The 19349-nt window shown below is 71.9% G+C and carries 16 protein-coding genes, 1 tRNA gene and 1 riboswitch; of the genes, 2 read left to right on the top strand and 15 right to left on the bottom strand.

Annotated features, from left to right (window positions below):
• Positions 1–44: 44 nt before the first annotated feature.
• On the bottom strand, positions 45–485 hold the full coding sequence (locus tag ACFVHV_RS04645) for a gamma-glutamylcyclotransferase family protein (protein WP_359901651.1): 441 nt from the start codon (positions 483–485) through the stop codon (positions 45–47).
• A 189-nt stretch (positions 486–674) separates the two neighbouring features.
• Here ACFVHV_RS04645 and ACFVHV_RS04650 point away from each other — a divergent pair, with 189 nt between their 5' ends.
• A complete protein-coding gene (locus ACFVHV_RS04650) occupies positions 675–1760 on the top strand; it encodes an EamA family transporter (RefSeq protein WP_380348774.1) in 1086 nt (361 codons plus the stop codon).
• A 180-nt stretch (positions 1761–1940) separates the two neighbouring features.
• Here the strand turns inward: ACFVHV_RS04650 and ACFVHV_RS04655 are convergent, their stop codons facing one another.
• The 5 genes from ACFVHV_RS04655 to ACFVHV_RS04675 form a co-directional block, all read right to left on the bottom strand.
• Positions 1941–2504, bottom strand: a complete 564-nt coding sequence (locus ACFVHV_RS04655; RefSeq protein WP_359901645.1) for an EF-hand domain-containing protein — start codon at positions 2502–2504, stop codon at positions 1941–1943.
• A 198-nt stretch (positions 2505–2702) separates the two neighbouring features.
• Entirely contained in the window at positions 2703–4418 is a 1716-nt protein-coding gene (locus ACFVHV_RS04660; protein WP_380348776.1) for a dipeptide ABC transporter ATP-binding protein, read from the bottom strand.
• 14 nt (positions 4419–4432) lie between these two features.
• Positions 4433–5425, bottom strand: a complete 993-nt coding sequence (locus ACFVHV_RS04665; RefSeq protein WP_359901642.1) for an ABC transporter permease — start codon at positions 5423–5425, stop codon at positions 4433–4435.
• A gap of 158 nt (positions 5426–5583) precedes the next feature.
• Complete coding sequence (locus tag ACFVHV_RS04670; protein WP_380348778.1) at positions 5584–7335, bottom strand: ABC transporter substrate-binding protein; 1752 nt, start codon at positions 7333–7335, stop codon at positions 5584–5586.
• Positions 7336–7408: 73 nt separating this feature from the next.
• Positions 7409–8389: an ABC transporter permease gene (locus ACFVHV_RS04675; protein WP_359901637.1), complete on the bottom strand. Its 981-nt coding sequence runs from the start codon at positions 8387–8389 to the stop codon at positions 7409–7411.
• Between the two features lie 305 nt (positions 8390–8694).
• A riboswitch (ZMP/ZTP riboswitch) is annotated at positions 8695–8791 on the top strand.
• A 19-nt stretch (positions 8792–8810) separates the two neighbouring features.
• Here ACFVHV_RS04675 and ACFVHV_RS04680 point away from each other — a divergent pair.
• On the top strand, positions 8811–10268 hold the full coding sequence (locus ACFVHV_RS04680) for a glycine hydroxymethyltransferase (protein ID WP_380348780.1): 1458 nt from the start codon (positions 8811–8813) through the stop codon (positions 10266–10268).
• A 121-nt stretch (positions 10269–10389) separates the two neighbouring features.
• On the opposite strand, the gene ACFVHV_RS04685 is transcribed toward ACFVHV_RS04680, so the two are convergent.
• The 9 genes from ACFVHV_RS04685 to ACFVHV_RS04725 form a co-directional block, all read right to left on the bottom strand.
• Positions 10390–11241 (bottom strand): hypothetical protein, encoded by an 852-nt coding sequence (locus ACFVHV_RS04685; protein WP_380348782.1) that lies wholly within the window; start codon positions 11239–11241, stop codon positions 10390–10392.
• 72 nt (positions 11242–11313) lie between these two features.
• Complete coding sequence (locus tag ACFVHV_RS04690) at positions 11314–12516, bottom strand: hypothetical protein (protein WP_380348784.1); 1203 nt, start codon at positions 12514–12516, stop codon at positions 11314–11316.
• Entirely contained in the window at positions 12513–13280 is a 768-nt protein-coding gene (locus ACFVHV_RS04695; RefSeq protein WP_380348786.1) for a hypothetical protein, read from the bottom strand. Before ACFVHV_RS04695 ends, ACFVHV_RS04690 begins: the two co-directional genes overlap by 4 nt.
• 141 nt (positions 13281–13421) lie before the next feature.
• The gene (locus tag ACFVHV_RS04700; protein ID WP_380348788.1) at positions 13422–14075 is read right to left on the bottom strand and encodes a Crp/Fnr family transcriptional regulator; all 654 of its coding nucleotides are present in this window, start codon (positions 14073–14075) and stop codon (positions 13422–13424) included.
• Between the two features lie 68 nt (positions 14076–14143).
• Positions 14144–14581 (bottom strand): Pycsar system effector family protein, encoded by a 438-nt coding sequence (locus tag ACFVHV_RS04705; RefSeq protein ID WP_380348790.1) that lies wholly within the window; start codon positions 14579–14581, stop codon positions 14144–14146.
• 272 nt (positions 14582–14853) lie between these two features.
• Complete coding sequence (locus ACFVHV_RS04710; protein ID WP_380348792.1) at positions 14854–16290, bottom strand: aldehyde dehydrogenase family protein; 1437 nt, start codon at positions 16288–16290, stop codon at positions 14854–14856.
• Between the two features lie 115 nt (positions 16291–16405).
• The gene (locus ACFVHV_RS04715) at positions 16406–16870 is read right to left on the bottom strand and encodes a DUF6624 domain-containing protein (RefSeq protein WP_359901753.1); all 465 of its coding nucleotides are present in this window, start codon (positions 16868–16870) and stop codon (positions 16406–16408) included.
• A gap of 369 nt (positions 16871–17239) precedes the next feature.
• On the bottom strand, positions 17240–18889 hold the full coding sequence (locus tag ACFVHV_RS04720; protein ID WP_359901628.1) for an APC family permease: 1650 nt from the start codon (positions 18887–18889) through the stop codon (positions 17240–17242).
• A gap of 314 nt (positions 18890–19203) precedes the next feature.
• Positions 19204–19288, bottom strand: a tRNA-Leu gene (locus ACFVHV_RS04725).
• Positions 19289–19349 lie beyond the last annotated feature (61 nt).

Genomic DNA, 19349 nt, shown 5'->3' on the forward strand with positions numbered 1-19349 from the left:
CATTGGCCGGGGCAGCCTACCTGGCGGTTGTCATCCGCCACCCGTCATCCCACTCCTCCCCCGGCCGCTCCCCAGTCCCCCGATTCGATCAGCGCCGGCCGCTCCCGCAGCCGTGCCTCGGCCCTCGGCCCGGCGAGGTAGACCCAGGCCTCCCGCAGCTCGCCCGCCGCCGTCCGCACCGCCATCCGCCGCCGCACGTACAGCCCGGTCCCGTCCGCCCGGCAGTCCTCCAGCCGGTCCAGGGCGTCCAGGGCTCCGGCGTACGCGCCCGGGCGTACGGTGACGAGCTCACCCAGGATCCGGCGCCCGGGCGCCGGATCCGGCACCGCGTACGGGAAGCCGGGGCCCTCGTGCAGCGCGGCGCCCTCCAGGACCGCCGGCCGGATCTCGGCGCAGCGTCCGGCCAGGTGGGCGGCGTGATTGCGGCCGCCGCTGCGCAGGGTGCCGTACACGAAGAACGGCAGGGCCTCCTCGGGTGCGGGCACGGGTTCGACCTCCTCGTCGGGGAGCGCCCACCGTACGTCCCGCGGTCCGGGTTCCGATACGGACTGGCGCACCGGGCCGTCCATGCGCTGTCATGTCGGATGTTCGGCCAGCACCGTCCAAGGGGGACACCCATGACATCGCCCGCTTCACCCTCCCAACCGGCCGCGGATCCCGGCCCGACCCCCGGCGTGGCTCCCGACGTTCCCGCGCCCGCCGACGCCCCCGTCCGCCCCGACGCCCCCGCCCGCGCCGACAGCCCCGTCCGCGCCGACAGCCCCGTCCCCGCCGACGCCGCCGTCAGGGCCGAGGCGGCCCCCGCCCGCGGCCCCCGCCTCGGCGGCGCGGTCTGGCTGGCCCTCCTCGTGGTCTACATCGTCTGGGGGTCGACGTACCTCGCGATCCGGGTCGCCGTGGAGACGATGCCCTCCTTCCTCTCCGCCGCCGCCCGCTTCCTCGTCGCCGGCCTGCTGCTGACCGGCTACCTCTTGGTGCGCCAGGGCCCGGCCGGTCTGAAGGTGACCAAGCGGCAGCTGGCCTCCTCCGCCCTGGTCGGCCTGTTGCTGCTGACCGGCGGCAACGGACTGGTGGTCCTGGGCGAGACCTCCGTCCCCTCCGGGCTGGCCGCCCTGCTGGTGGCCGCGGTCCCGCTGTGGATGGTGGTGCTCACGGCGGTCGGCGGCGAGCGCCCGAGGCCCGCCGAGCTGGCCGGGGTGCTGCTCGGACTGGTCGGCCTCGGCGTCCTGTCGGCGCCCGCGATCGGCGGGTCGATCGAGCCGACCGGCGTGATCATGATCATCGCTGCCACCCTGCTCTGGGCGACCGGCTCCTTCGCGACCAAGAAGATCCCGATGCCCGACAACGTGCTGGCCGCGAGTGCCTACCAGATGCTGGTCGGCGGAGTCGGCGACCTGGTGATCGGACTGGGCCGGGGAGAGCAGCACGGGCTGGACCTCGCAACGATCTCCGGGCGGTCCTGGCTGGCCCTCGCCTACCTGGTGATGTTCGGCTCGCTGCTCGCCTTCACCGCGTACGCCTGGCTGCTGCGGTCGGCCCCGCTGACCCTGGTCGCCACCTACGCCTACGTGAACCCGGTGGTCGCGGTGCTGCTGGGCTGGCTGATCCTCGCCGAACCGCTGACCGGCCCGACCCTCGCGGGCGGCGCGATCGTGGTGGCGGGCGTCTGCCTGGTGGTGAGCGTCAGCCGGCGTTCGGGCGGCTCGTCGCGCGCCGGGAGGCCGGCCCGTCCGGCGAAGGAGCCGTCCGCTCGGAGGTGAGCCCGGCCCGCCACCACCGCCCCGGACGACGGCCACGGCGGTCACGGCATCCACAGCAGTCAGGACGGCCACGGCGTCCACGGCATCCACAGCAGTCAGGACGGCCACGGCGGCCACGACGTCAACGGCGGCCCGCCCCCGCGCTTCCGGCTCACGGGGGAGGGCCGTCCGCCGTACGGCTCAGAAGGCGTACGGCGGCTTGCCCGTCCACCAGTTGCCGGGCGCGTCCGGGTCGCGGCTGGTCCAGAACTCGATGATCGCGGTGGTGAACTCGGCGGCGGAGAGCACGCCGTCGCCGTCGGTGTCGAGGTGGCGGAAGGCCTCGTCGGCGTCGTCGCGGGAGAGGCCGGCGAAGTGGCCGCGCTGGAAGACGAAGAACTCACCGGCGTCCACCGTCCCGCTGCGGTCGGCGTCGGCGACGGCGAGGAAGGCCTCGGCGAGCGCGCCGAGGATCTCGCGCGCGGCCTCGGGGTCGTCGGCGAGCGAGCCGGTCGAGGTGACGAACTGCTGACGGGTGATCGCCTCGGTGCCGGCGGGCAGCCGGGCGAGGTGCAGGTCGTGCCAGGTCGTCAGGTAGGCGCGGACTATCACGGCCTCGGCCTCGGAACCCTCCTGATGGCCGAGCGAGCGGGCCACCGAGAGGCCCATCAGGACGTGGTCCCGCTCGGTGAGCAGGCCGTCGCCGTCGGCGTCGAGGTGATCGAAGCCGTGGTTGATCTTTGCGATGAGCAGGTCGTCCGACAAATGTGCCTCCTCGGTTGGTGATTCCTTGCTCGGTCTCCTACGTCACATCGCCTGCACGCTAGCGTCTTGAGCCGGACCGGCGCAGCCGAACGAACGGCGAACGACCTGCCCGTTCACTCCCACACCACTCGCCGAGCCGTCCGCCGGGCCGCTGGCCGGGCCGTCCGCCGGGCCACTCGCCGGACGGCCCGGAGCGTCTCAGTGCACCGCCGCCAGCAACTCCCTCGTGTACGCGGTGTGCGGCGCCTCGAAGAGCTGGTCCCGGTCGGTGGACTCGACCAGCCGGCCCCCGTGCATCACCGCCACCCGGTCGCAGAAGTGCCGCACCACCGCGAGGTCGTGGGAGACGAACAGGAACGCCACGCCGAGCCGTTCGCGCAGCTCCATCAGCAGGTTGAGCACCTGGGCCTGCACCGACACGTCGAGCGCGGAGACCGGCTCGTCGGCGATGATCAGCCGCGGCTGCGGGGCCAGCGCCCGGGCGATGCCGATCCGCTGGCGCTGCCCGCCGGAGAACTCGTGCGGGTAGCGGTCCAGGTGCCCGGCCTCCAGCCCGACCTGCTCCAGCAGTTCGACGGAGCGCTCCCGACGTTCGGCCGGGCCCAGCGAGGTGTGCAGGCGCAGCGGGGTGTCCAGGGTCCGGCCGATCGTCCGGCGCGGGTTGAGCGAGGCGTACGGGTCCTGGAAGACCAGCTGGATCTCGCGGCTGAGCCGCTTCCGGAGCTCCCGGTCGGGCCGGGTGACGTCCTGGCCGTCGTACAGCACCCTTCCGCCGGTGGGTCGTTGCAGCCCGGCCAGGACCCGCGAGGTGGTGGACTTCCCGGAGCCGGACTCGCCGACCAGCCCGAGTGTCTCGCCGGGGGCGATCCGCAGGCCGACGCCCTCGACCGCCCGGACCGGTTCGGCCCGCAGGCGGGGGAAGCGCCGGCGCCCCGGGAAGTGCACGGACAGGTCGTCCACCTCGACCAGCCAGCGCTCGGGACGCCCGACGGTCCGCGGCCGGAACGTCCGCGAGGGTGTCGGCTCGTCGACCGTCGGAAGGGCGGTGCCCGGCACCGAGTCCAGCCGGAGCGCCGCGCCCACCAGGGCCCGGGTGTACGGCTCGCGCGGCGCGGCCAGCAGTTCGGCGGTCGGCGCGGACTCGATCCCGGCCCCGCCGCGCATGACCAGCGTGCGGTCCGTGGTCCCGGCGACCACGCCCAGGTCGTGGCTGACCAGCAGCACCGCCGTCCCGTGCTCGCGCTGCAACTCGCCGAGCAGGTCGAGGACCTGCCGCTGCACGCGGGCGTCCAGGGCGGTGGTCGGCTCGTCCGCGATGATCAGCCGGGGGTCGTTCATCAGCGCCATCGCGATCATCACCCGCTGGCGCATGCCGCCGGAGAACTGGTGCGGGTAGTCGCGGCTCCGGGCCGCCGGGATGCCGACCCGGTCGAGCATCTCGGCGGCCCGCCGGCCCGCCTCGGCGCGGCCCGTGCCCGGGTGGTGCAGCCGGTACATCTCGGCGAGCTGGGCGCCCACGCCGTGGAAGGGGCTGAGCGAGGTGAGCGCGTCCTGGAAGACCAGCGCGGCCCGTCCGCCCCGCACCCGGCGCAGCGCGGACTCCTCGGCACCGACGACCTCCTGTCCGTCCAGCCGGATCGAGCCGGTGACGGTGGTGGTGCGAGGGTCGTGCAGACCGAGGACGGCGAGCCCGACGGTCGACTTGCCGGAGCCCGACTCGCCGACCAGGCCCAGGACTTCACCCGGCGCGAGGTCGAAGGAGAGGTTCCGGACGGCGGTCACGGGTGCGCCGCCGCGCGGGTCGGCGAAGGCGACGGTCAGGTCGCGGACGCTCAGCACCGGCTCGTCGCTCCCCGCCGCGGTGCCCTTCGCCCCTTCGCGCCGCACGCCGTCCCCGGGAACAGTGGATTTCATCGAAGGACTCCTCATCAGCTCAGCCGCACACGCGGATCGAGCCAGGCGACCGCGAGGTCGGCCAGCGCGACGAACAGCACCATGAAGCAGGCGGCCAGCAGCACCGCGCCGACCACGGCGGGCAGGTCCTGCCCGGCGACGGCCTCCGCGGCGAACCGTCCGACCCCGTTCAGCCCGAACACCGTCTCGGTGATCACGGCTCCGCCGAGCAGCACCCCGGCCTCCAGCCCGATCAGCTGCACCAGCGGGCCGGCGGCGCCGCGAGAGGTGTACTTCAGGTGGGCGCGCAGCCGTCCCAGACCCTTGCCGCGGGCCGTGCGGACGTACTCCTCGTTCATCGTCTCCAGCAGCTGCGAGCGCGAAAGCCGGGCGAACACGGCCGAGTTGACGAAGCCGAGGACGAACCAGGGGAGCAGCATCCCGCCCGCCCAGGCGGCCGGGTCCTCGGCCGGCGGGGTGTAGGAGGGCAGCGGCAGCAGCCCGGTGGAGTACACCAGCAGCCACTGCGCGACGTACCCGAGGAAGTAGATCTGCACGCTCGCGCCGACCAGGGTGAAGCCGGAGAGCAGCCGGTCGGTCCGCCGCCCGTGCCGCAGCGCGGAGACGAACCCGGTGCCGAGGCCGAACACCAGCAGGACGGCGAGCGCCCCGGCGGTCAGCGAGAGGGTGACGGGCAGGTGGTCGGCCAGTGCCTCGGTGACGGGCTGGTGCAGCCGGTAGGAGTAGCCGAGGCAGGGGGCGTCGCAGTGGATGGTCGAGCCGTCCACGTCGCCGATGTCCCGCCCGGCGACCACTCCGACCAGGTAGTCGGTGTACTGGGTGAGCAGCGGCTGGTCCAGGCCCATGCTCTGGCGCACCGCCGCGACCTGCCCGCTGTCGCAGCGCGGGCCGCAGGCGGCGCGGGCCGGGTCGGCGGGCGCGGCGTAGAAGAGGGCGAAGGCGGCGGCGGAGACCGCGACCAGGACCGCGAGGGCCTGGGCGGTCCGCCGCAGGACGAAGGAGAGCATGGCCGATCCGGGGTCGACGTGACGGGGGAGGCGCGCGAAGGGCGAGCAGCTGAGCGGGAAGCGGGCGAGAGGGAGCGGGTGAGAGGGAGGGGGAAGGGGCCCGCCCCCGTTCCGCCGTGGAACCGGGGAACCCGGGGAACGGGAGCGGGCCCCGGCACTCAGGACTTCAGGTACAGCCAGGCCAGCGAGACGGTCCCGTAGATCGGGTGGACGAACGCCCCGCCGACGTTGCTGCCGCGCAGCTGGTTGACCGTCGGGTAGGCGAACGGCAGCACCGGCAGGTCCTTCATCACGGTCTGCTCCAGCGCGTACAGCTCCTTGGCCTTGGCGCGGGGTTCGCCGATCTGGTTGATCCGGTCGATCTCCTTGTCGACCTCCGGGTTGCGGTAGCGCGCGGAGTTGATGTCGCTGCCGGCCCGGCCGTCGAAGGAGAACGGGACGAGGGTGGACGGGGTCGGCCAGTCGACCGAGCTGGTCTCCTCGAACAGGTCGTACGGGGAGTCGGTGCGGTGCACCTCGTCCAGGAAGGCCTTGGGGTCGACCGGCTTGGGCACGACGGTGATCCCGGCCTTGCCGAAGCCATCGACCAGCACCTGCGCGACGCGCTGCCCGGTCGGGGTGTTCCGGTACGCGTAGGTCAGGCTCCCGGGCGCCTGCTTGGCCTTGGCGAGTGCGGCCCTGGCAGCCTCCGGGTCGCCCTCGGGCCTGGCCGGGTAGAGGTCGTACTTCTGGTAGTCGATCAGCGCGGGGGAGCTCAGCGTGGTGGCCAGCTCGCCGGTCCGGGCGCCGCCCTGGACCTGGCGGGCCTGCTGGCGCGGGTAGGCCAGGTGCAGCGCCTTGCGGACCTCGACGTCGGGCACCCGCTCGTTGTTGATCATCAGCTGGGTGACGAAGGCGCCCTGCCGTCCGGAGACCACCAGTTCCTTGGCCTTCGGGTCGGTGTCGGTGGTCTGGTACAGCTCGGCGGAGAGGGTGTCGGAGGCGGTGGTGGCGTTGGCGCCGCCGTCCCGTCCGGAAAGGATCTCCTGGTTGAGGTTGAGCGCCTCCTTGCCGTACGTGAAGACGAACTTCTCCGGGTACTGGCTGCGGATCGGGTCCGTCTCGGGCTTCCAGGCCGGGTTGCGCTCCAGCACCATGCGGGTGTTCTGGACGTGCTCGACGATCCGGTACGGCCCGGTAGCGAACGGCAGTCGGTCGTAGTCCGTCCCGGTGTCCTTGTCCCGGCGCACCGGGGAGGAGGAGGACTGCGCGGCCATGTACGGGACGTCGGCCTGCGGCTGCGGGAAGTGGAAGACGATCGTGCGCTCGTCCGGCGTCTCGATCGCGTCCAGGTCGCCGGCCTGCGGGCCCGCGTACTTGGTGCGCGCCGCCTCGTAGCCGGCCTCGCCGGTGAGCCACTGCGGCCAGTACGGCGGGCCGACCTCGTAGCCCTTGCCGAAGGTGCGCTCGATGCCGTACTTGACGTCCTGGGCGGTGATCGGCTGCCCGTCCTCCCAGGCGACGCCCGGCTTGAGGCGGTACGTCCAGGTGCGGCCGCCGTCGGCCGGGGTGCCGGTGTCGGTGGCCAGGTCGCCGACCAGCTTGGCCTTGCCGTCCACGACCTGGTACTGGGTCAGCTGGCGGCCCCAGAGCAGCGAGGCGTTGTAGGCGGCGCCCGCGTAGACCTTCTGCGGGTCGAGGTGGCGGAACTCCACGCTGTTGTACACGTTCACCGTGCCGCCCGCGCGGGCGCCCGGGACGGCCGGGGCCGGGCCGGCGCTCTCCTGCTCGCTGCCGAGCACGGCGGTCAGCGGGGAGGTCTCCTTGGCGGCGCCGCCGCCGGAGCCGGTGGTGCTGCCCGCGCCGGCCGAGCAGGAGGTCGCCAGCAGGGCGGTGGCGATGACGGCGAGGGACGGTCTGGTCCAGCGCATGGCGAATCTCTCCTTGCCCCGGCGGATCGTGCCGGGGCGGGCTCGGGTTGATGGATGGGAGGAGGCGAGGGGGTCAGCGGGCAGTGCGGGCGCGCGGGTCCAGCGCGTCCCGGACGGCGTCGCCGAGCAGGTTGAAGGCGATGACGAACAGCAGCAGCGCCACGCCGGGGAACACCATGTAGGTGGGGTCGGCCTGGAAGACCTCGGAGCCGCGCGCGATCATCCGTCCCCAGTCCGGGACCGGCTCGGTGATGCCGACGCCGAGGAAGGACAGCGCGGCCTCGGAGGCCACGAAGGTCGGCACCGCCATGGTGGCGTGCACCAGCAGCTGCGAGCGCACATTCGGAAGAAGTTCGTGGACGACGACATGGAACCGGCCGGCGCCCTGGGCCCGTGCGGACTGCACGAAATCCCTTTCCCGGAGTGAGCGGACGGTGGCCCGCAGGGAAAGCGCGAGCGGAATCCAGCCGAACGCCGAGAAAACCAGGATCAGCACCAGGAACTGCATCCACTCCGGTTCCGCGGTGCCCGGGTCGACCAAACGGGACTGGATCACCGGGCTGAGCGCGAGCAGCAGGAGCAGCGTGGGAAAGGCCAGCAGCACATTCGCGAGGAATCCGAACAGCCGGTCCGTGATCCCGCCCAGGTAGCCGACCGCGACGCCGGCCAGCACGCCCAGGGTGGTGGTCACCGCGGCGGCCGCGAAGGCGATCAGCAGCGAGGTGCGGATGCCGTACAGCAGCTGGGTGAAGACGTCCCGGCCGAGGCCGGGCTCCAGGCCGAACCAGAAGTCGCCGGAGATCCCGCCGTTCGGCAGCATCGGCAGTCCGCTGTCGCTGAGCAGGCCCGGGACGTTCTGGCCGTAGTGGTCGACCGGGTTCTTCCCGTACAGCGCGGCGACCAGCGGGGCGCCGAGGGCGAGCAGCAGGAACAGCACCACCACCGCCAGGGCGGCGCCGCCGACCCGGTCCCGCAGGATCCGGCGGAGCAGGCCGGGGTCGGCGGCGGGCGCGGGCCCGGCCGTGGTGCCTGGGACGGTGTCGACCGCTGCCATGAGGCGTAACCCCCGAATTCTCCGCCGCCCCATGGGTGAGGGTGCGCTGGTGTGCATTTCCGGTACGGCGTCGCGGGGTTTTCCCGGCGGCCGTTCGAGCGCCATTGGATCGGATGCGTCCGAGGTTCCGCAAATCACCTTCGACGGTCGTTCGGCTCATTCCTGCGGAACTGTTTCGGGATATGTGGCGGCTTCATTTCGCCGAAACACCGGCGTTGCAAAAGAACGGACATAGCGGCACATAGCGGACTGCCCGTTCCGCATTCTGAGACCTCCGCCACAGTCCCTCCGGTGTTGGTACGATCCCGGTGGGCCGCAACTGGCGCGTAGGGATGGAATCAACCATCGGGAAGCGGCCCCGTGAATCCTCACGTGAACTTGCCGAGCGCCTGGGCCCCCGCATCCCCACCAGGAGACCGCCATGGCCCAGCAGCCCCACACCGCCGCCTCCGCCGCGGCCGACACCGCCTTCCGCAGCGCCCTCGACGTGGTCGCCGGCGTCGAACCCCGGATCGCCGCCGCCATCGGCCAGGAACTGGCGGACCAGCGCGCCTCGCTCAAGCTGATCGCCAGCGAGAACTACGCCTCCCCGGCGGTCCTGCTCACCATGGGCAACTGGCTCAGCGACAAGTACGCCGAGGGCACCGTCGGCCGCCGCTTCTACGCGGGCTGCCGCAACGTCGACACCGTCGAGAGCATCGCCGCCGAGCACGCCCGCGAACTGTTCGGCGCCGACCACGCCTACGTCCAGCCGCACTCCGGCATCGACGCCAACCTCACCGCCTTCTGGGCCGTCCTCTCCCAGCGGGTCGAGAGCCCGGCCCTGGAGCGCGCCGCGGTGCGCAACGTCAACGACCTCACCGAGGAGGACTGGGCGCGGCTGCGCCAGGAGCTCGGCAACCAGCGGATGCTCGGCATGTCCCTGGACACCGGCGGCCACCTCACCCACGGCTTCCGGCCCAACATCTCGGGCAAGATGTTCGAGCAGCGCAGCTACGGCACCGACCCGGCCACCGGCCTGATCGACTACGACGCGCTGCGCGAGACCGCCCGCGAGTTCCGCCCGCTGATCATCGTCGCCGGCTACTCCGCCTACCCGCGCCTGGTGGACTTCCGCAGGATGCGCGAGATCGCGGACGAGGTCGGCGCGACCCTCATGGTCGACATGGCGCACTTCGCCGGCCTGGTCGCGGGCAAGGTGCTGACCGGCGACCACGACCCGGTCCCGCACGCCCACATCGTCACCACCACCACCCACAAGTCCCTGCGCGGCCCGCGCGGCGGCATGGTGCTGTGCCAGTCCGAACTGGCCGAGCACGTCGACCGCGGCTGCCCGCTGGTGCTCGGCGGCCCGCTCTCGCACGTCATGGCCGCCAAGGCGGTCGCCCTCGCCGAGGCCCGCCGCCCCGAGTTCCAGGCCTACGCCCGTGCCGTCGTCGCCAACGCCCAGGCGCTCGCCGAGGGCCTGCTGCGCCGCGGCGGCAAGCTGGTCACCGGCGGTACCGACAACCACCTGGTCCTCGCCGACGTCTCCGGCTACGGCCTGACCGGCCGCCAGGCCGAGGCGGCCCTGCTCGACTCGGGCATCGTCACCAACCGCAACTCCGTCCCGCTGGACCCGAACGGCGCCTGGTACACCTCGGGCGTCCGCCTCGGCACCCCTGCCCTCACCACCCGCGGCCTCGGCACCGCGGAGATGGACGAGATCGCCGACCTGATCCACACCGTCCTGAGCGCCACCACCCCCACCACCACCGCCAAGGGCTCCCCGTCCAAGGCCGCCTACAGCCTGGACGCCGCCCTCCGCGACGCCACCGCCAAGCGCGCCGCCGACCTGCTCGCCCCGTACCCGCTCTACCCGGGCGTCGACCTGGTCTGACGGCGGACGGCAGACGGCGAACAGATGACAGATTTCGAAATCTGTCATCTGTCATCTGTTCGCTGAAAGCTGTCAGCCGCTGGCGGTCCTCCGCGAACCTCCCCTGCCGGGGACGCGGGCCTCAGGAGCGCCGTAGCCGGACGAGCGAGGCCCAGAGGTCGTCGCCGACCTGGGTGCCATCGGGCAGGAGCAGTCGGCCGACCTGGTGGAACAGGTCGATGCCGGCGTCCCGTGACGACTGTCCGCCCAGCGCGGGCACGACGCAGTTCCGGACGGCGGCGTACGCCGCGGTGTCGGTTGCCGCGGTCTTGAACCACGCGCAGATGGCGGGGACCGCCTGTGGCTCGAACTGCGGGTCCGCCAGGAGGTCCCGCAGACCTTCGTCGATCTCGGTACGGGCCTTCTCATTGGCCGTGCCGAGCAGCCAGGGCCGAGGGCCGTCGAACTGCGCCATCAGCCCCAGCAAGGCGATCTTCCCGGATCGGCGGGCCTTCTTCTCGCGCCAGCGCAGCACCTCGGAGAGCAGCAGGTTCCGTCCCTCCTCCCGGTGGCCGAGGCGGTGGAAGACGGCCAGGACACCGGCGAGGAGGGACTGGTCCTTCGAAGTCGAGGCAACCCGGCGCAGCCGCGTCATCGCCTTTCGGTGGTCCCTGCCCCCGGGGTCTTCGGCGGTCAGGACGTGCTCGGCTACGTCGACAACCACGGACTGCGTCGCAAGGCGGCGGTCGTCGGCCCAGTCGTAGAGCCGGGCCCACGCGGCCCGCTCCATCCCCACGTCCTTGAGCACGCGTGTCATGACGGCCGCGCACATGTCCGATCGTCCGGACTCGTGGGCGGTGTCGCGGATCTCGGTCAGAACCGTCGGCGCCTGGTGCCGGGCAGCCAGTGTGGTCAAGGCGGAGATGCTCTTGTCCGCCTCGGCCCGCTCGGCCGGGGCGGTCGAGATCAGCCACTCCAACAGGACGGATCGCATGTCCTCGTAGTTGTCCCAGACGTACGTGAGGACGGCCTGGGCGTAGCCCGGGCGACTGAGCGCGGCGATGTCCTAGGAACTCACCGTCGCATGGAGGGCGGTGAGCCTCTGCCGAAGTCCGCGCCCGGCGAAGACCTGGCCGAGGTTCGTCGGAGCGTGCGTCCGGTCCTTCTTGGCGATCAGGTCCTCCAGGGCACGGGCATCCCGTGAGATCTTGGCGGCCGGCGCGACCCGGTGGAGGGCGAGGGAGAGCAGCAGGCACCGGTCGGGCAGGGACAGCGCACCGCCGGTGTCGCCGCCGTGTGCGAAGACGCCGTCCAACTCGGTGCGCCAGTCACCGAGGGCGTTCTCGACGCTCGTGCGGAGTTCGGGATGGCACGCGTTGTCGCCCGCTTCATCGGGCCGGCCGAGCTTTCCTTCCTCGATCCAGCTGGCCTCCTCCGAGTGGTCGCGCTTGAACTCCAGCCACTGTTCGGCCACGGCGCCGGCGGCGCGTACGGCCTCCACCGCGTTGCGCAGGGACGACAGATGGACCCGGGCGGTGTCCGACCGGAGGTACGGCACGAGCCAGGGCATGCCGGCTGCGGTCAGATGGCGTTCCGCGACGGCGAACGGCTCCGGCGGGGAACGGAGTTCGACCACCCGGACCCCGGGGGCGACGGGCCAGGTCCGCTGTTCGGTCCAGAGATCCGCGGCGATGTTGAGGACCCAGGTCGAGCTGACCTGCTTCAGCACCGGGACGCTCGCAGCGAGGTCGTCGAGGAACGTCGTCGACGGGTGGTCGGTGTGCGGGTCCTTGAGGTCCAACTGGTAGGCGCGCCCGCGCTCCCGGCGGATCCTCGACACCTTCGGGCGCGGCCCGTCCGGTTCGAGTTCGACGAGCTTCGTCTCGAACGGTGTGTGGTGCGCCAGGACATGGTGGACGAAGGTGGTCGAGCCGTAGCCGCGCGGCGCCACCATGATGATCACCCGGACCTCGGGGTCCGCCAAGGCGTCGGCCAGCTGGGCCCGGACGGCTTTCCAAGCGGAGGGAAGAGCGAACGTCCGGGACTCGAGCAGCTTGGTGCGGTCCAGCCCCCGGGCCTCCAGGAAGTCCTGTCGGATCTCCTGGTACATCCTGTCGACCTGGCCGATGGCGACCCCGACGTCCGCCATGAAGGTCAGCGAGGGCGCATTGTGCTCCGGCGTGACGGGCTTCCTGGTGGCACCGGCCGGAGCAGTGCGGACCGGCGCGGGCAGGAAGGCCTGGATCCGCTCCAAGTCGTCCCTGGTCATGCGAGGTTGACGCCCCCCATGTTCAGCGTCGCGACTGTTCCGACGGCCGTGCCGACGCTGCCGTTGAAGGTGAGCTGTGGACCGGGCGCGGGGCTCGGTGCGGGCTCCACGGGCGGTTCCCCCCGGCCGAGGGACGCCTTGACCGTCACGGGCGCGAGCCGCGGCACGTGGACCCAGGAGGTGCGGCGGAACTGCTTCTTCGGCACGACTGCCGAGACCTCCAGAAAGTCCCGCTCGGCCAGCGTGTACGTGCGAGCGGCCGCGACGGCTCGTCGGTAGACCTCGTCCGAGAGGATCGCCGCGACGAACGATTCGTGTTCCGCGGCCACGCCGGCCGCGACGCGGACCTCCTCGCTGTCCACCAGGCGGCAGGCGTCATTGATGGCGTCGCCCCGGTGACCGGGGGAGAGCGGGCCGAGGTGGACGCTCAGCCGGGTCCGCAGGACCGGATCGTGGGCGCGTCGCGCCCGGTCATGGCGGCGCAGCGCGTCCTCCAGGAGCGCGATGCCCGGGTCGACCAGCCGTACGACCTTCGCAGCGGGCACGATCCTGATCCAGCCGTCACCCGTGTCGCTGCCCCGGCGTTCGTCGGCCCAGAGCGCGGCCAGGCCGATGTGGGTGAAGGTCTCGGCGACGGCGTTGTCCAGTGCAGCCCGCATACCGGGCATTGCGGTCTCCGGCACCTTGCTGTAGCCGACGATGTCGACCACGAGGATGGCGAGGTCGGGCGGGAGGTCGTCCACGTCAACGGGGGCGGGGAGCATGCCTGTTTGTCCTCCTGGTGCGGTGGCGAATCCGAGGTCCGTGTGCCAGGCAGCGATCATGCCTCCGATCGGGCGGTCGGTGCTGCCCAACGGAGGGCAGCGCGGAAGTGACCTGCGCCACTTCATGGAGACGTCTGCGTACTACTGCTCGGCGGCGTGCGCACGCAGCGCCCGTACGTCGGTCACCGTCACGCCACCGCCCGGAGCCGTGGTCAGCCAGCCGTGTCGGCTCCACTCCTTCAGGACCTTGCCGACGGCGTTGCGTGAGGCACCGATGAGCCTGGCGAGGTCCTCCTGCGGCAGCCGGATCCGGGACGGGCCGTTGGGCGTTGCCGGGCCGGAGAGCCGCATGAGAAGACCGGACAGCCGGAGCGCGACGGATCCGGTCGCGAGTTCCAGCTTGGTTCGGTCGGCTTCGCGGAGCCGACTGTAGGAATGCCGGAGCAACGGTCGCAACAGGCCGTGCGATTCGATGAAGTCCGTGAAGTCCACAGCGGGGACCACGCGGACCTGGCAGGGCTCAAGGGTCCGTACGGTCGCACTGCGCACTCCCTCCGCCAACACCGACATCTCACCGAGGAGTTCGCCGTTGCCGCGGACCGCGAGCAACTGCTCGCTGCCACGAGGGCCGTCGGCGGTCACCATCACGCTGCCGGTCTCCAGGAGCACGACACAGCTGGCGGGTTCGTCCTGCCGCAGCAGGGTGGCGCGGGACGCGCGATAGCGCACCGGCGCCAGCCGCTGGAGGAGGGTCCACTTCTCGTCACTCAGGAACTCTCGGTGTGACTCCTGCATGTGGCGCCTCCGGTGGCCGGGTTCACGGTCGGCGGATCACCGAGTTGCCGGCCGACACCATGATCCGATCAGTGTGCCGCAAGCATCAGAACGGCGGCCAGCGTGCCCAACACCAGCCCACAGGACAGCAGATCGACCGCACGCCGGAGAAGGCGGTACTTCCGCAGGACGAGCCGGGAAAGCTCCACCAGGCGTTGTGCGTGCGCCGTTGCGAGATCACCGGAATTCCGCTCCGAGAACGATTCGACCAACTGTTCCGGCGTCAAACCGGCGAATTCCAAGTAGGAGAGAGCGCGATGGCCGTCGTGGCGGAGCTGGGGCCTGGCGGCTGCCAACGACAGGGCGAGCGAGCCGATCAGGAGGGTGAGGACGCCCAGGAGCGTAGCCTTGGCCAGCGGGGAGAACGGCGGCAGCGCGCTGCTCAGCGCGGTTGCCATGGTGATGCCGCCGACGGCCGCGGCTCCAATGCCGGTGGCCTTGGCGTCGCTCCGTTGCAGCTCTGCCATGACCTCCTGGGTGGACGACTCCATCCGGCGCGGAGTCTGAGGGCCGGCCGGACCGGTGACAAGGGGGCGGATCGCTCGCATGACGGGGCCTTCCGTCGGTGTACGGGTCTCTGTGGCCCCAGTTTCCGCGCGATCTTGGTTCCGTACTGCCCAGTGGATTGCCGATCCGCCGAGACGTGCGTCACTTGCCGGCCCGGATGGGCCGGTCGGTGCGAGCCGGCCGGGAGGTGGCGGACCGAACGGCCCGCGCACCGCCCTGGCCAGGGATGCCGTCAGTACTGCAGGGACTTGTACTGGAGGAACTCCTCCAGCCCGTGGCGGCCCAGCTCCCGGCCGAGGCCCGAGTTCTTGTAGCCGCCGAAGGGCGCGAGCGGGTTGAAGCGGCCGCCGTTGAGGTCCACCTGGCCGGTGTCGAGGCGGCGGGCGAAGGCGGCGGCGGTGTCGGTGTCGCGGGCCCAGACGCCGCCGCTCAGGCCGTACGGGGTGCCGTTGGCGAGTTCGGCGGCGTGGTCCTCGTCGCGGTAGCGGAGGATCGCCAGGACCGGGCCGAAGACCTCCTCCTGGGCCACCGTCATCTCCGGGGTCACGTCGGCGAGCACGGTCGGGCGGACGTAGTAGCCGGTGGGCAGTTCGGCGACGGGATCCGAGCCGCCGACGACGAGCCGGGCGCCCTCGGCCAGCGCGCCGTCGATGTAGCCGCGCACCCGGTCCAGCTGCTTGGCGTTGACCAGCGGGCCGATCCGGGTCCGCGGGTCGGTCGGGTCGCCCGGCCGGTACTGGGCGGCGAGCTCCTCGGCCCGGGCGACCGCCTCGTCGTACTGGTCCTCGTGCACCAGCAGCCGGGTCAGCGCGCTGCAGGTCTGGCCCGAGTTGGCGAAGACGTTGGCGACGTTGGCCTTGACCGCGCGGGCCAGGTCGGCGCCCGGCAGCACCACGTTGGCGGACTTTCCGCCCAGTTCCAGGGAGACCGGCTTCAGCCCCCGGCCGGCCGTCTCGGCGATCTGCCGGCCGACGGCGGTGGAGCCGGTGAAGGAGACCAGGTCCACTTCCCGGTGCCCGACGAGCGCCGCGCCCGCCACCGCGCCGGTGCCGGTCACCAGGTGGAAGGTGCCGGCCGGGAAGCCGGCCTCGTGCACCAGCCGGGCGAACAGCCGGGCCACCAGCGGGGTGTCCTCGGCCGGCTTGAGGACCACCGGGCAGCCGGCCGCCAGCGCCGGGACGGCCTTGGCCACGATCTGGTGCAGCGGGTAGTTCCAGGGCGTGATCGCCGCGACCACCCCGGCCGGCTCGGCGTGCACCACCGAGTTGCCGATCCGCTCCTCGAAGGGGTGCTCGGCGAGCAGGGTCAGGTAGGAGGTCGCCACGGCGAGCGGCAGCCCGGCGTGCACGGCCCCGGCGAAGCCGACCGGCGAGCCCAGCTCGGCGACGACGGTCTCGGTGATCTCGTTCTGCGCGGCGGCGATCCCGTCCCGCAGCCGGGTCAGCAGGGCCAGCCGCTCCTCGCGGGTGGTGGAGCCCCAGCTCCGGGCCGCCCGGCGGGCCGCCGTCACCGCCGCGTCGACGTCGGCCGGACCGCCGGCCGGCACCGTGGCCAGTACCTGCTCGGTCGCCGGGTTCAGCACGGTGATCGACCCGGTGTCACCGGAGGGCCGCCACTCGCCGTCGATGTACTGGTCGCCGTGCTCCGGGTACTGCGCGTACTGCCGCACCGATCGTCCTCTCGTCCACTCAGCCGACCCTTGACCAGCAGCGCTGGTCGGAGGTCAGTCAATGCGGCGCGGACGGCCGCGCGCAAGAGTCAATCCCGACCGGCGGACGTGACGGTTACTTCGGGGCGAACCGCGCGGTGTACTCGTCGAACGGCTCGATGCCCGCCTCGGCGCGCCGCTCGTCCAGCCGCTCGGGCTCCTCGCACGGCCACGGCACCGGGCGGCCGTCCGTCACCGCGCCGATCTGCGTCCCGTAGCGCTGCTCCCGGCCCTCGTTGACGGCCAGCCGGTCCTGGAGGAAGGCCAGGTCGCGGGCGCTCGCCTCGCCCCTGGCGACGGCCCCGCCCATCAGCGCCGCGGCCTGCCGCTGGACGTCGAGCTGCCGGTCCGCGTGCTGCGCCACCAGCCAGGCCGCCCGGGCGGCCTCGGGGCCGACGGTGCGCTCGGTCGGCCAGCCGTGCGCCGCCATGATCTCCGCGAGCCGGTCCCCGTGCCGGGCGGTGAGCCGGCGCCAGGCCGCCTGTTCGGCCAGGTCGGGGCTGTTCGCCAGGCGGGCGGCCGCGCCGTCCTCGGCCATCATCCCGGTCAGCTCCCGCGCGAGGGCCGGATCCTGACCGTACTGCTGTGCTTCCGTCACGTCGACGACGCTCCCTGCCCGGGCCCTCCCGTCGAGGGCCGCCCGCGACCACGCTAGGCGCGGAAACCGCGACGAAGATCATCCCCGAAGACGGTGACCCGGGGGTGCCCGCCACGGCAGAATGGACGTACACCGGGAACGGAGCGCATCGGGAACGGAGCGCACCGGGAACGGAGCACACCGGGAACGGAGCGCACCGGGAACGGAGCACACCGGGAACGGAGCGCACCGTGCACGGTCCCCGCGAACGCCGAAGGGCCGGTCGGAGGATTCCGACCGGCCCTTCACCGTGAGTTCACGCGCTCAGGCGCCTCAGACCCGCGAGGGCTCCGCGGCGTCGTCCGGCGCGGAGCTCCGGGCCTCCTCGGCCATCTCCTGGCGGACCGCGGCCAGCGAGGGGTTGGCCCAGGCGCTGGCGACGCCCCAGCGGTAGAACGCCAGCCCGATCGCGGCGACGATCAGCAGGTCCCAGCCCTCGGGCAGGTAGTCGTGCCCGCCGAAGTCGGCGCTGCCCGCCCAGGAGACGCCGGCCATCACGAACAGGTACGCGACCATCCAGGCGCCCGCCTTCAGGTGCGGCTTCAGCTCGGCGAACGGCTTGCGCAGCTCGTACCAGGCCCAGATCGGCAGACCGGCGGCCATCAGCAGGATGACCTTGCCGGTGAGCGGCCAGCGGGCCCAGTAGAGCACCAGCGAGCCGAACACCATCGCGACCGGGGCGATCACCGGCATGGCGCGCAGCCGGACCGGCCGGGGCAGGTCCGGTGCCAGGCGGCGCAGCGCCATCACGGCGACCGGGCCGGTGATGTACGAGATCACGGTGGCCACCGAGACGATCTCGGCCAGCGAGCCCCAGCCGCGGAAGACCGCGAGGAACAGGAAGGCGACCACCAGGTTGAGCACCAGCGCCGGGCGCGGGATGCCGGTCTTGGCGTCGACCTTGCCGAAGATCTTGGGCAGGTGGCCGTTCTCCTGCACGCCGTGGATCATGCGCGAGGTGGTGGCGGCGTAGATCATGCCGGTGCCGGAGGGCGAGATGAAGGCGTCCGCGTACAGCGTGATCGCCAGCCAGTTCAGGCCCCAGGCGATGGCCAGGTCGGCCAGCGGCGAGGTGTAGGAGAGGTTGCTCCAGCCGTTCGCCAGGTCGCCGCCGGGGATGGCGCCGAGGAAGGCGATCTGCAGCGCGACGTAGATCACCAGGGCGATCAGGATCGAGCCGATGACGGCCTTCGGCAGCGACTTGCCGGGGTTGCGGGCCTCGCCGGCCAGGTTGAGCGGGGACTGGAAGCCGTTGAAGGCCCAGACGATGCCGGAGACCGCGACGGCGGTGAACACCGAGCTCCAGCCGTTCGGCGCGAAGCCGCCGTGGTCGGTGAAGTGGGCGGTGTCGAAGTGCGCGAAGAGCAGCGCACCGGCGGTCACCGTCGGGACGACGACCTTGAAGACGGTGATCGCGGTGTTGGTCTTGGCGAACAGCGTGATCGCGAACCAGTTGAGGGCGAAGTAGACGAGCAGCAGCACGCTGGCCAGCGCCACTCCGCTGAGGGTCAGCTCCTTGCCGTCGAACAACCCCTGTGCCCAGCCGAAGTGCCAGGAGCTCATGTACTGCACGGAGGCGGTGGCCTCACCCGGGATGACCGAGACGATGGCGATCCAGTTGGCCCAGGCGGCGAGGTAGCCGGCCAGCGACCCGTGCGAGTACTGGCCGTACCGGACCATGCCGCCGGCCTTGGGGAACATCGAGCCCAGCTCGCTGTAGGTGAGCGCGATGGTCAGCGCCACCGCGGCACCGATCACCCAGGCGAGGATCGAGGCGGGTCCGGCGAGCTTGGCGGCCCGCTCGGCACCGAACAACCACCCGGAGCCGATGATCGACCCCAGCCCGACCGCGGTCAGGCTGATCGTGCCGAGCGATCGGCGGTAGTTCTGGTGTGATGCCGTCGACGATTCGGGCTCACTCAACGTATCGGTCCTCTCGCTCGTGGTTCATCGGGTGGTGTCGGTGTTTTTGCGATTTTGAGCCGGTATTTCGGACAAACGGAGAGCAGCCTATGTTCCGAAAACGGGCGAATACCTCAGAGGAAGCTCAAACCGTCCGATTGTTGCCATCTCGTGTCCGGCGTCCGGGCCGGTGCGGACCGACGAGGAGACCGAGGCCACAGTGCCCGGAAGGGGTGGTGGCCGGGGATGGCGACCGGGGATGGCCCGGGAAAGGGGCGGCCCGAAAAACGAAATTCCCCGTGGGTGCCTTTCGGCTCCCACGGGGAATTCGGCTGTGTCCGAGGGGGGACTTGAACCCCCACGCCCGATAAAGGGCACTAGCACCTCAAGCTAGCGCGTCTGCCATTCCGCCACCCGGACCGGGTGTGTGCTTCGGGGGTTTTTTCCTCGCCCCCTCGGCGACAGAGAGAACATTACCAGG

This window comes from Kitasatospora sp. NPDC127116 (assembly GCF_042677365.1).
Lineage (GTDB): Bacteria > Actinomycetota > Actinomycetes > Streptomycetales > Streptomycetaceae > Kitasatospora > Kitasatospora lactacystinica.